The organism is Chondromyces apiculatus DSM 436 (assembly GCF_000601485.1).
Classification (GTDB): Bacteria; Myxococcota_A; Polyangia; order Polyangiales; family Polyangiaceae; genus Chondromyces; species Chondromyces apiculatus.
The window spans coordinates 241,646-254,638 of sequence record NZ_ASRX01000006.1 but is presented as its reverse complement, the minus strand read 5'-3'; the positions used below and the strand labels follow the sequence as shown (position 1 = coordinate 254,638).

Genomic DNA, 12,993 nt, shown 5'->3' with positions numbered 1-12,993 from the left:
CCCTCGCCCCCCTTGGGTCAGGCGCTCTTCTTCACCTTCTCGCCCGGCAGCGTGATCTTCGGCTCCTTGGGGTGCCGCCGGTAAAGCAGGATCGTCCGCCCCAGGGTCTGCGCCACCTCGGCCTTGAGCGAGCCCGCCAGCGCCTCCGCCACCTCCTCGCGGTCGTCGGGGCACTCCGTTCCCAGCCGGATCTTCACAAGCTCGTGGCGCTCCAGCGCATCGCCCACGGCCGTGGTCACGTTCTCGGAGAGCCCGCCCTTTCCGAGCTGCACGAGCGCTTCGAGGTGATGGCCGAGGGACCGAAGGTGACGCCGCTGCTTTCCGGTGAGGCTCAAGGACTGCCCTTTCACGTGGGACCGAAGGTCCCTGGACCGAGAGTGACTCCCGAAACCTCCGGTCTCGTTCGGCACTCCGAGGGGACGCAGTACTAGTCTCCCCTCGTCGGCGATTCCAGAGCGAGTCCATGCGGGCTGCGGCAATCCGGCGCGGAGATCCCAGCGGGCATCGCGTCATGGCGCGACGACCAGGCACGACCATCGCTGTTCCGGACGTGGTGACGCTGCGTGACTCTTGACGACGGCGAGCTTTCAGCGTGTTTTGGTAGGCGCTGGCATACGCGCGGGTCGTGTCGGGGGGGGAGCGCCATGGACATGTCGAGCGAACGAAACGGGCTTCGAGAGGAGCAGGGCAGGGATACCCTCGCTCCGTCACGGATCGACACGTTGGAAACACCTCCAGAGCTGGTCGTTCACGACGAGGTCGGGGCTTGCCCGTACCTGTCCGAGCAGGTGGCGCGCACCCCGCTGCGCGTACCGATCCGCAGCCTGACCCCCGCGGAATTTGAACGGCGGCTCGACGAGGGCAACCGCCGCCAGGGCAGGCTCCTCTACCGCACCGAGTGCCCCTCGTGCGTGGCCTGCGAGCCCATCCGGCTCCTCGTCGACGAGTTCGTTCCTGGCCGCACCCAGCGTCGCGTGCAGCGCCGTGGCGCCGAGGTCTTCTCGGTGGAGATGGGCGCGCCGACGCTCAGCCGCGAGCGCCTCGCGCTCTACAACCGTCACAAGCGCGGCAGGAACCTCATGCGCGACGACGGCGTCCTCGGCGCCGACGGCTACCACGCCTTCCTCGTCGACACCTGCTGCCAGACCTTCGAGATCCGCTACCGCATCGAAGGTCGCCTCGCGGGCCTCGCCGTCGTCGATCGCGGCGAGCGCTCCCTGTCGGCCGTTTACACCTACTTCGATCCTGCGCTTGAGCACCTGAGCCCCGGGGTCTTCTCGATCCTCACCCAGATCGATCTCTGCCGTTCCTGGGGCCTCTCCTACCTCTACCTGGGCCTCTACGTCGCCGAGTGCCCGCGCATGGTCTACAAGAGCGCCTACCTCCCCCACGAGCGCCGCATCGACGGCCACTGGACCCGCTTCGACCGCGAGCCCTGAACCGACCCGCGCGCTCCGGGGCACCACACCGCTGCGCACCGATCGCGCGTCACCACGCCCCCGCAGCGTGCGAGGGCACCCGGTTCAGCGGCGCGCTTTGCGGTTCCTGAGCGCGGACTCCGGCGCCGTCGCGGCCCTGGCCACCTTCACGGCCTTCGCGGCCTTCGCGCTCCCCGCCGCCTTCACCGCCTTCGCAGCCCGGGCAGCCTTCACGGCCTTCACCGCCTGCACACCCGTCACCGTCTTCAAGGCTTTCTTACCGACCGCGCCGCCCGCGCCGCCCGCGCCGCCCGGCTCCCGCCGTCGTGGTGGCTTCCGGCCCACCTGCTCGGCGTGGAACGCGCTCGGGCATGCATCGTTCACCCCGCACGCCGCGCACGCCGGCTTCCGGGCCAGGCAGATCCTCCGGCCGTGAAAGATCAGCGTGTGCGAGAGCATGTCCCACGCGCTCCGCGGGAAGAGCGCGCACAGGTCACGCTCGATCTCCTCCGGCGTCTTCTGCGCGGTCCATCCCAGCCGCTGCGAGAGCCGCTGCACGTGGGTGTCGACCACCACCCCTTCCGGAATCCCGAAGGCCACCCCCAGCACCACGTTCGCCGTCTTGCGGCCCACCCCCGGCAGGGCCGTCAGCGCCGGCAGCGTGCGCGGCACCTCTCCGCCGTGCTCGGCGACCAGGCCCCGCGCGAGCCCCACGATGTTCTTCCCCTTCTGGTTGTACATCCCCATCCCCAGCCGCTGGAGCAGCCCGCTCACCTCCGACGGCTCGGCGGCCGCGAGCGCCGCCGCGTCCGGGTAACGCGCGAACAGGTGGGGGGTCACCTTGTTCACGAGGACATCCGTGGTCTGGGCGCTGAGCACCGTCGCGACCAGCAGCTCGAAGGCCGAGCGATGGACGAGCTCGCAGTGGGCGTCCGGGTGCAGCGCCCTCAGACGTGCATACGTACTCGCCGCCTTCGCCGCCTCGGCTGTGCTCGCTACTTTCGCCGCCCCTGCCCCTGCTCCTGCCCCTGCTTCTGCCCCTGCTTCTGCCCCTGCTTCTGCCCCTGCCCCCCCGGAGCGCGCTGCCCTCGTCGTGGCCCTCGTCGTGGCCTGAGGCGCGCGCCCCGCCGGCCTTTCAGCTGACGAAGGCACGCTTGCGCGACTCGTGCTCGTCGAGGAGTTTCTCCACGCTCGACAGCGCGTTCTCCACCGCCTCTTGCACCATCTGCAGCACGGTGGTCGCCGAGCCCTTCAGCGCCTCGTAGTAGCGCTGTCGCTCCGTCGAATGGATGAGTGCCGGCGGCAGCCCGGACCTGATCAGGATCAGGTTCATGAACAGCCGCGACGCCTTCCCGCTGTCCACCGGGAAGGGGTACACCCGCAGGAGATCGTAGTGGGCCCTCGCCGCGATCCGGATTCCATTGCGCGTCTTGCGCGTCTCCGGGTCGTTCAGCCAGTCCGCGATCTGCCGGACCTTGTACGCAATCTTGTCGGGCGGCGTGTACTCGTGGAAGTACAGCCGGTGCTGCGGGATGTCCTTGCGGTATTTCACCGACTTGATGTCCCCCTCCTCCGGATGGAGGATGAGGTAGACCTTCCGCAGGCAATCGATCGTTATCGGCAGCCGCTTCTGCGCACCGTAATCGCGCACGTACGCGATCGCTTCCTTGTGCCGGCGGATGTCGTCGTACGTCGGCTGCAGGCTGGAGTCCGCCGGGGGCGACCCATTGCGCAGCGCCGTGGTCAGCTCCTCGTAGGTGTACACCACGCCTTCGAGCGCGCTGTCGTGGTAGATCCACGACATGTCGAAGCTCTCGTAGTAGCGGTGCCGGAAGTCCTCCGTCTGCGCTTCGAGCCGCTTCTCGATGAGCGCCGCGCGCTCCTCGATGCTCGCGCGCCGCTGCGGCGGCAGCATGGGCAGCGGGAGCGTCACCACCCGCGGCACTTCCCGCGCCGCGGCGCGTCCGGGCGGCGTCGAGCCCCGCCCCGACCGGGCAGCGGGCCTGTCGCTCGTCTTGAGCGGGCGCTCCTTCGTCGCACGCGGCGCGCGCTCCCCGTTCTTCTTCGTGCGCTCGCTGGCACGCTCGCCGGTGCGTTCGCTGCCCTTGGCTCCGTCGGGGGCCCGCTCGCCCTTGGCAGCGCGCTCCTTCGCCTTGCCCGAACGCTCGGCGCGTTCGCTCCGCTCGGCGCGTTCGCCCCGCTCGGCGCGTTCGGCGCGCTCGCCACGTTCCAGTGCGTCGCCGCCCACCGTGATGCGCTCACCCGACTTCGGGGCGTCCGGCGCCTCGCTGTCCTGGCGCGCCTGACGCGTCTGGCGCAGCCGCTCGGTGCCCTCCTCGGCCCTGAGCGCCGTGAGCTTCTTCTTCCGGGGCTTCTCCGCGGCCTCGCGGACCACCCGGCGCGGCTCGACCACCTCGGCGACAGGGCGCCTCTTGGCGACCCGCTTCGGCGCCCGCACGACCGTCCGCGCCGGCTTCTTCGCCTTCAGCGCTTTCGGCGTCTTCAGCGCCTTCGACGCCTTCGGCCGGGTCACCCGCGCCCGCGTCACCTTGCGTGCCGTGGAGCGTGCCGCCTTGGCAGCGCGCCCACCTGCGGCCCGCGTCTTCTTGACCGCCTGCCGGAGCTTCGACGCCTTGCGGGCCCGCCCCGCGACCGCCTTGCGGACCACCCGCGGCTTGCGGGCGACCTTCCGGGCCGTCGCCTTCCGGCTGATCGTCTTTCGCCCGGCCGCCTTCCTGCCTGCCGCCTTGCGCGCCGTGGCCCGTGCCGTGGTCTTCCGGGCCGGTTTCCTCGCCGTGGTCTTCCGGGCGGCCTTCCTGGCCGGCTTCCTCGCCGCGGTCTTCCGGGTCGCGGCCTTCCTGCCTGCCGCCTTGCGCGCCGTGGTCCGCGAGGCGGCCTTCCTGCCTGCTGCCTTGCGCGCCGTGGTCTTCCGGGCCGCTGCCCGCTTCAGCGCCTTCTTGGGGGCCTTCCGCGGGGCCTTCTTGGGGGCCTTCCGCGGGGCCTTCCGCGCCGTCTTCCGCGGGCTCTTCTTGGCCGCGGTGCGCTGGGTCCTGGCCGTTTTCTTCTTCGCGGCCTTGGCCGTCTTGGCCGTCTTGGCCGTCTTGGCCGTCTTGGCCGTCGTCTTGCGGCGCGCCGGCGCCGCTTTTCGCGTCACGCGCTTCGCCGCTTGTCGCTTTGCCGCCGGCCGGGCCCGCGTCGCCTTGGTGCGCTTCGCGGCCACTTTTCTCGTCTTTCGGGCCGTCTTCCGGGCTGCCGGCCTCGCCTTGCGCGCTCGCGCTGCAGTGGCCGACTTCCGGGAGGAACTCGCTGCCCTGCCCCTGGTTCCCTTCTTCGTGGCCTTCCTGGTCGCTTTTCGGGTCTTCTTGGCCGCCATAGGCGTGCTTTCACAGGGACGCGAAGCTGCTCGGCGTCGGGGCTATGGTGAAATCTCGAACGTCTACGCCGTCCTCCCCCCCGATCCACGGGGAAGTGGGCGCCGGAAACGTGCCTTCATTCGACCCAAAAAGGGTCCAATGCGGCGTCAGCCTAGCAATTTGGAGATTTGTCCGTCAACCGATACAGCGCACGGATTGCCCCTTTGGCGCAAAACCGGGATGGACCCATACGGATCCACCCCGGTCGCTTTCGGGGGCCTCGGCGGCCCATTGGCCTGGTTTTTCGCGCGTTTGCGGCGTGCTCGGGGCAAGGGTCGAGGCGAGCCCGCGGTGGGAGTGCAGCACGGCGGAGCGCGGGCGGCCCGCTGGCGGTCTGCCCGCTATCCCTCGACGGAACCTTCCCGGGCCCCTCAGCTATCGATGTTGATGCCGATCCGCCGCCGGAGCGCGAAATACTCCTCGCTCACGGCATAGAGGAGCAGCTCCTTCAGCCGGTCCTTGTGGGGCAGCGCGGCGCTCGCCTCGTCGGAGGCCTTGATCATCTCCTGGGCCAGTTCGAGGTCGTTCGATAGCAGGAAGCCCACGCGGTCCGCCGTCAGATCGATTCCCGAGATCCAGCGCTTCAGGTCGATGGCGCCCGCCTGGAGCAGCTTGGTCACCGCGCTCGCGAGCTGGTCGCGCGCCGGCCCCACGATGGTCGGCTCCAGCACCGCCAGGTTGTCCCGCACCGGCCCCTCCAGGTCCTTGGAGATGGGGAAGGTCGGCGAGATCAGCTTGATGGCCGCGAACAGCCAGGCCCGCAGGCCGGTCCCGGTGGGCACCAGGTGCCGGAGGTAGAGGCCCGGCCGGTAATAGGTGAGGTGCCGCGCCGCGATGAACGCCGCCGCCTGGGTCGGGATATCCATCGCCAGCGCCGCCGCCCCCAGCACCACGGCCGGGGTATGGGCGTGGAGGAAGTTCACCCCGCCGCCGTCATTGGGGTTCTGGAAGGTGAGGGGAGGCTCCATGCCCATCACGCCGCAGGCGTAATAGATGGTCTGCGACATCGGATACGGGTGCCGCATCAGGTCCACCGCATAGGCGAGCTGGTAGCCCAGCATCTCCAGCGGCTGCCCGTTCTTGCGCAGCACGGCCGGCTCGATCACCGCGAACACCGCGGTCAGCAGCGGGTCGGCCTCGGTGTGCATCACCAGGCGCGCCCAGTCGTCCTCGTTCAGCCGATCCTGGGCCGCCGCCACCGTCTCCGGCCGCATCCGCCGGAAGAACCGCTCCTCGTCCGGCTCCGCCGCGTTCAGCACCACCAGGGCCTGGCACACGCAGAACGCCGCGTCGGCGCGCTTCGACTCCGTGTAGAGCTTTCTGAGGAGGCGGTACGAGTCGGGCTTGTACGGGCTGCGCCGCAGGATGGGGAGCTGCGCCGCCACCGCCTTGTCCAGGAACTGCGCCGGGTTGCTCGCATAGATGCCGGCGAGCAGCTCGTTGCGGGTCTCGTTGTCGGGGTCCAGGGTCTGGGCCGCCTCGAAGGCGTCGATGGCCTCCGGCGTCAGGCCCAGGCGGTCCTTGTAGAGGTAGCCGAGCTTGTCGAAGGTCTCGAGCATCTTGGCGTTGTCGCCCGCCTCGGTGGCGTGCTCGAGCTGCACGTTGAGCAGCCGCTCCACGCCCTCGTGGTCGCCCTTGTCCCCCCGCAGCTCGATCGCCTCTTCCAGCGCCCGGGTCAGGGAGGGGTCGAGTTCCAGCACCTCGTCGTAGAACGCCACCGCCCGGTCCAGATCCCCGAGCTGCCGCGCGCTGACGATGGCCGCCGTGTGCAGGTACTTCGCCTTCTGCTTCCGGTCGTCGACCTTCGACGCCAGCTTCAGCACCACGTCGATGAGCTTCCCCCAGTCCTTCTCCTCGCTGTAGAGCTGCATCAGCTTGGTCAGGATCTTCCGGTCGTCGGGCCGCTCGTCGAGCGCCGCCACGTAGCTCTTCGCCGCGCGGGTGCGGTCGTTGAGCTGCCCGCCCAGGATGTCGCCGATCTCGAGCAGGAGCGCGCTCCGCTCCTCGCCGACCACCATGTCGAGGCGCCGGTTCCGCTGCCGCACCACCTCTTCCCAGTCGCCCTTGGTCTCGTAGACCTTGATCAGAAGCTGGAGCGGCAGCGGCGACTCGGGCACCAGGTCCGCCGCGTCGGTGAGCGGCTCGATGGCGCCGTCCGGGTCTCCCGCCTTGAGCCGCGCCTCGCCGAGGTGGATCAGCGCGTCGGCGCGCTCGCTCGTGGAGAGCTCCGCCCCGAAGCGCTTGAGGAGGTCGTCGTAGAGCGCCGCCGACTCCTTGGCGTTGCCGGCGTCGAGGTTCACCTTCGCCGCGCGCCCGAGGGCCGCCGGATCGTCCGGCGCCAGCGTGAGCAGGGTCTTCACCGTGCCGATCGCCTTGCTCGTCGAGCCGGTCTTGCTCAGCGAGTCGACGTAGCGGAGCAGCATCCGCAGGCCCTGGGCCTTCGGCATCGCGTCCACCCGGTTCGCGAGCGACTCGTAGCTCTTCGCCGCCTCCAGGTAGCGCCCGCCCTCGAAGGCGTTGTCGCCGGAGATGAGCAGACCGAGGACGCTCGTGGGGTCGAGGTCGACGGCCTTGGTCGCCGCCTCGCCCGCCTTCTGGTCGTCCTTGAGCCGCTCCTTCAGGATCTCCGCCATCTCCCCGTAGAGGCGCGCCTTGGCCAGATTGCCGTCGGTGACCTCGATGATGCGGCTGATCAGCTCGACAGCGCTGGTCGCGTCCCCGCGGGCCAGGTAGGCCGCGCGCAGCGAGGTCTGGGCGACGGCGTTCTGCGGCTGCGCGTCGAGCGCCTTCTTGTACCGCTCGATGGCCCCGTCCCGGTCCCCCTTCTCCTCCAGCATCTTCGCCGCGCGGATCCACTGCTCCGCCTTGGCGTCGGGCGCCTGCGCCTTCTCCGCGAGGGACTCGACCGCCGAGAGCGCCGCCACCGCGTCGCCCGTCGCGGCCCGCACGTGCGCCAGCGACTCCAGCGCGCCCGCGTGGTTCGGGTTCAGCTCCAGCACCTTCTCGTACGCCTTGCGGGCCCGCTCCGGCGATCCGATCTGCTCGAGGAGCACCCGCCCCGAGGCGAGCAAGATCTCCTCGCGCCGCTTGTCGTCCGACGCCAGCGCGAGCTGCCGGTCATACAGCTCCACCACGTCCTCCCACCGGTCGAGGGCCCGGTAGTGCCGGGTCAGGCCGGTGAGCGCGCCCTCGTGCGCCGGGTCGATCTTGAGGATGATCTCCAGCGCCTCCGAGGCCCGCTGGTGGTCGAGGAACTCCTCGTCGCAGATCCCCGCCATGCGCTCGTACAGGTTGATCCGCTGCCGCGGCGTCGCCGCGACCGCCACCTGCCGCTCCAGGTTGACGAGCAGCTCCTTGTACCGGCCCGAGCGGCTGTAGATCCGGTCGAGCCCCCGCAGGGCCGTGAGCGCCTGCGCGTCCACCCCGAGCACCGCCTCGTAGCGCCGCGTCGCCTCGGCGAGATCGTTGAGCTGGTCCTCGTACAGCTCCGCGAGCTTGCACATCACCTCGACGCGCTCCTCGCCCCGCAGCGCCTCCGAGCGCCGCTCCAGGATGCGCGCCGTCCCCGCGTGATCCTCCGCCCGCCGGTAGATCCCGAGCAGCGCGTCGGCCGCCCGGGTGTGCCCCGGATCCTCGGTGAAGATCTGCTCGTACAGGTCCCGCGCCTTCCCCGGCTCGTTCAGGCGGGTGTCGAGCAGCTCCGCCGCCTCGGCCCGGAGATCCCGCGCCGCCGCCGGCGTGGGCGCCCGGTCCGCGCGGCTCAGGAGCACCTGCCCCAGCTCCTGCCACTGCTGCGCGCGGCGGTAGAGCTGCGCCACGCCCTCCAGCGCGCGCTCGTTCGCGGGATCCTGCCCGAGCACGAACTGGAAGCACGGCAGCCCCATGTCCGGACGCGCGATCTTCTCCGCGTACCAGGGGCCGAGGCGGTTGAAGAGCGCGAGCTTCGCGTCGGTCCCCATCGCCTCGCTGGTCGTCGCCTGGCTCAGGATCTGGAGCGCCTCGGCCCAGATCTTCATGTCGCTGCCCGCCGCGCGCTCCAGGTCCACGGCGTAGTCGTCGTTCTCTGGCCCCTGCGCCAGCGCCTGGGCGAACGCGAACACGCCCTGGTCCTTGTCCTCCAGCTCGCGCACGTAGAGGTGCCCGATCTCGTTCAGGGCGCGGGCGCGTTCGCTCGCCTCCGTCGCCTTCTCGCTGCGCTCGAGCAGCATCTCCACGAGCTCCTCGTGCTTGCCGAGGTGCTTGCGCAGCTCCTCCAGCGCCGTGAAGGCGATGTCGTCGTCCGGGTCGAGCGTGAGGATCGCCGCGTACATCTCCTCGCTCTTGCCGTGCTCCTTCGCGTTCTCGTAAATACGCGCCGCCCGGAAGAGCAGGAGCTTCTTGCCCTCCTGAGCCTTGGCCTTCGCCTCCTCGTCGTCCGACTCCTCGAACTGATCCGAGGCCATCACGAACGCCTCGGCCACCTTGCCGGGCTCCGCGCCCTGCTCGAGCGCCGCCTCCAGCGACAGGGCCATGTCCCCGTCGCCAGGATCCGCAAGCAGGAGCGCCACCCGGTCATCGAACTGCTCGTCCGTGATCGTCTTCTTCGGGCCCTCGCCCGCCGGGCGGCTCAGGTTCTCCAGCGCCTCCAGCACCGCGTGCGCGTTCTTCGGCCGGCTGTCCGCCGACTTCAGGAGCAGCCGGTGCACCAGCTCGTCGAGCTCCTTGGGGACCCACCCCTTCGGCGCCGTCGCCCCGATCGAGGGCGCCGCCGCGGTCAGGTGCGCGATGCCAATGTCCACCGCGTTCGACCCCGGGAAGGGCGACTTGCCCGCGAGCACCTCGAAGAGCAGAACGCCGAACGCATAGATGTCCCCCGCCAGATCCGCGACCTGCCCGCGGAGCTGCTCCGGGCTCGACGACCGCGCGATGCGCCGGCTCTGCCAGCCGCCCCGCAGCCGGTCACCGCCCACATCCACCAGCACCGGGCGCGGCTGCCCGTCATTGCCCTTGGCGAGGATCACGTTCTCGATGCGCACCGCCCCGTGCGACAGCCGCGCCTCGTGCAGCGCCGCCAGGCCCCCGAGGATCCCGCGCAGGAACGCGCGCGCCTCGTTGAAGTGAAGCGGCCCGCTCTTGGCGATGCGCGCCCCGAGCGGCTGCCCCTCCACCGGCGCGTAGGCCACCCAGGGGAGGTTCCCCACGAACCCCGCCTCCAGCTCCGAGGGCAGGTTCTCGTGCCGCACCCGCGCCGCGAGCCGCACGTGCGTGACGAAGCGCCGCGCCGCCCGCGACCCCTGCGCCGCGTCGCGGCTGATCACCTTGAGCACGCGCTCGACCTCGCCGCGCTTCGCCGTGTAGACGATGCCCCGCGGCCCCTCGCCGATCTTCTTGACGATGGTGAAGTCGCCGAACGTCGCCCCCGCTTCGAGCTCCTCGGGCAAGCTCACCCCGCGCGCCCCGAGCTCGCGCACCCGCGCATCCACGCTCCCCCGCGACGCGGTGAGCGCGTCGAGGAGCGCGTCGACCGCGTCGAGCTCGATGCACCGATCCGTCAGCGCCCGCGCAAACGAGGCCTTCGACGCACCCCCGCCGATCTCACCAGGGTCGATCCCCAGCAGCTCGGTCGAGAGCGACATCATTTCTTCGAGGGAGAAGAGGCGCTCGAGCTCGCCTCGCACGATATCGATGGACATGGATCTCCTCGGCAACCGGCCCAGAATTCCCGTGGCGCTTGATCCAGAGCGCCTGAGCACGGGCGCTCCCGGGGGTCGGGGCGGCCGCATGCTAGCGGGGTAGGGGGTCGGCCCGAAAGGGGGGTCAGGGGGATATGGAGAGGGTGGGGGATATGGAGAGGGTGGGGGGGCACGGGGAGGTTGAGGGGCATGGAGGGCGCCAGGGCTGAGAAGTCCGGGAGGGTGAGAAAGTTGACAGCCCCACGGCCTCCATGGGACGGAGGGCCCCGTGGGTCGATTTCCCCGATGGATCGAGCGGGTGCTGCCGGTGGCCATGCTGGTCATCGCCGTGGTCGGGGCCCCCGTGATGATCCTCGCCCCCCAGGGCCTCCCCCGCCTCCGTTCGCTCGAACGAGAACTCACCCAGGTCGAGGACGAGAACGCCGAGCTGACCCGCGAGATCGAGGCCCTCCGCGGCAAGGTCTCCCGCCTCCGCGACGACCCCACCGCCGTCGAGCGCATCGCGCGCGACAACCTGGGCCTCGTCCGGCAAACCGAGGTCGTCTTCCAGTTCCCGAACGCGCGCTGACCCGCCCCGCCGCGCCGCCTCCTTCCCGAACGCGCGCTGACCCGCCGCGCCCCTCCTGTTCGCAGCGCTCGCCCCTCGCCTCATCTCCGGGGTAGCGACCCTCGGGAGCGTAGGGGCCGCAGGCCCCTGCACCAGGGTACGCAGTACCGCAGTACCTGGTATGGTCTGAACCGTGTCGATTGACCTGGGCCGGGTCCTCGTCGAGACGGGGATTCTGCCGGCAGCAGAGGTAGAAGCCGCGCTGTTCCTCTCGGTGGTGCGGGGCATTCCATTCGCCCGGGCGCTCGTCGATCGGGGCGCCATCACCGAGCAGGCCCTGGAAGCCGAGCTGGATCGACGCGGCGGCCTCGCCCTCCGCCAGGTGCTGGGCTCGCGGGAGCTGTTCACGCGCCTGCCCCGGGCCCTCTGCCGCCGCCTCGGCGCCGTCCCGACCCGCCTCGACACCGCAAGCGGCACCGTCGACATCGCCGTCGCCGACCCCCTCGACCGGCACCTCGCCGCGGAGCTCGGCTTTCACCTCGGCACCCCGGTGCGTCTGGTCCGCGCGCCCATGGCCGCCATCGAGGAAGCCATCCGCACCCTGGAACTCGACGAGCGCCAGGCCCCGAGCACCCGCCTCCGGCCCCGCCGCGTCACCCCTGCCTTCCCCCACGGCGCGCCGCAATCCACGATCCCGCCGCCCCCTTCCGAGGACATCCCCATCCCGCTCGTGCGCCGCGTCTCGGCCGCCACGTCACCTCCCGAGCAGGCCTCCACCCCGGTCTCCACCGCCCGATCGCGCAGCCACGAAGGCGCCGACCCTCGCCCCGCCGCCCCCGCGACCCTGCGCGGCGCCGGGGCCCGCCTGGGGGGCAGCGCCGCGGGGAGCAGCATCGTGGCCGACGCCAACGACGCCGGCCCCGCCATCTCCTTCCCCTCCACCCCCCCGCCCTCCGCCTGGGATCCCTCCCCGGACGCCGAGGAGTCCGCGACCTCCTCCGGCAACGTCGGCGAGCACGCCCCGACCACGCTCCCCCAGGGCAGGCTCCGCGTGTCGGCCTCAGATCCCTACGCCCCTCCGAGCCCCTCGCGCCACACGTCGCCAGGCCCCTCCCGGTCCCGCGACTCCTCCCGCGGGAGCCACGTTCCGCCTGCGCCCCCCTCCGCCCCGCACTCCGGCGGCGATCTGCGCCGCATCATGGAGGCCATCAACACCGCCCGGACCCGCGACGACATCGTGATGCTCGCCCTCGAAGGCATCCGCCGCGTCGCCCCCCGCGCCGCACTGTTCACGGTGAAGCGCGGCGCCTTCCAGGGCTACACCTGCACCCCCGAGTTCGGCTACGAGAACGCGCTGCGCGAGGTGGCCATCCCCACCTCCCTCCCCAGCATCCTCGCGACCGCCACCGCCACCGGGATGTACCTGGGCCCCATCCCCGGCACCCCCGCCCACGAGCCCCTCCTCTCCGTGATGGGCGCCGCCAGCGCCGACGTGGCCGCCGTCGCCGTCCGCGTCGCCGGCCGCGCCGTGCTGGTCCTCGTCGCCGACGATCTCGACAACACCCTGCACGGCACCCGCACCATGGACGATCTGGCCCGCGTCCTCGGCGACGCCCTCACCCGCATCCTCGCCACCCGTTTTTAGCGCAGGGACCCAGGGTCCCTACGCTCCCGAGGGTCGCTACCCCCTTCGGTATCGTCTTCACGAAGCGCCGCGCGGGAGCCGTCGCGCTGCACGCCCGGCTGGAACTTGAGGCATCGCCAAGGAATCCAGGGGACGTCGCCCCTGGATCCCGAGGCGTCGCCAGGTGGGTTTTGGCTGGTGGCGGGTGAGCCTTGGGCTGTCGCCAGGTAGGTTTTGGGTGGTCGCCAGGTGGGTTTTGGGTGGTCGCCAGGTCCGCCGTGAGTGGTCGCAGGTGGGCCGTGAGTGGTCGCAGGTGGGC

7 protein-coding genes are annotated in these 12,993 nt (G+C 71.1%); 3 read left to right on the top strand and 4 right to left on the bottom strand.

All coding sequences use genetic code 11. The annotated features are described in order from the left end of the window. Positions 1 to 17: 17 nt before the first annotated feature. Positions 18 to 335, bottom strand: coding sequence for a ribosome assembly RNA-binding protein YhbY (gene yhbY, locus CAP_RS05550; RefSeq protein ID WP_044236784.1), 318 nt, complete (start codon positions 333 to 335; stop codon positions 18 to 20). A gap of 387 nt (positions 336 to 722) precedes the next feature. On the opposite strand from yhbY, the gene CAP_RS05545 reads away from it, so the two are divergent. Further along, positions 723 to 1,439, top strand: a complete 717-nt coding sequence (locus tag CAP_RS05545) for an arginyltransferase (RefSeq protein WP_231511136.1) — start codon at positions 723 to 725, stop codon at positions 1,437 to 1,439. A gap of 84 nt (positions 1,440 to 1,523) precedes the next feature. Here CAP_RS05545 and nth read toward each other — a convergent pair whose 3' ends face one another. The 3 genes from nth to CAP_RS05530 all read right to left on the bottom strand — a co-directional run bounded on the left by nth (position 1,524) and on the right by CAP_RS05530 (position 10,503). Next, positions 1,524 to 2,570 (bottom strand): endonuclease III, encoded by a 1,047-nt coding sequence (gene nth / locus CAP_RS55550; RefSeq protein WP_081864587.1) that lies wholly within the window; start codon positions 2,568 to 2,570, stop codon positions 1,524 to 1,526. Continuing rightward, positions 2,554 to 4,572 (bottom strand): Fic family protein, encoded by a 2,019-nt coding sequence (locus CAP_RS05535; RefSeq protein WP_231511135.1) that lies wholly within the window; start codon positions 4,570 to 4,572, stop codon positions 2,554 to 2,556. Before CAP_RS05535 ends, nth begins: the two co-directional genes overlap by 17 nt. 630 nt (positions 4,573 to 5,202) lie before the next feature. Next, positions 5,203 to 10,503, bottom strand: a complete 5,301-nt coding sequence (locus CAP_RS05530) for a tetratricopeptide repeat protein (RefSeq protein ID WP_044236781.1) — start codon at positions 10,501 to 10,503, stop codon at positions 5,203 to 5,205. Between the two features lie 268 nt (positions 10,504 to 10,771). On the opposite strand from CAP_RS05530, the gene CAP_RS05525 reads away from it, so the two are divergent. After that, a complete protein-coding gene (locus tag CAP_RS05525; protein ID WP_231511133.1) occupies positions 10,772 to 11,071 on the top strand; it encodes an FtsB family cell division protein in 300 nt (99 codons plus the stop codon). Positions 11,072 to 11,243: 172 nt separating this feature from the next. Next, positions 11,244 to 12,695, top strand: coding sequence for a GspE/PulE/PilB domain-containing protein (locus CAP_RS54865; protein ID WP_044236779.1), 1,452 nt, complete (start codon positions 11,244 to 11,246; stop codon positions 12,693 to 12,695). The last annotated feature ends 298 nt before the right edge of the window (positions 12,696 to 12,993 follow it).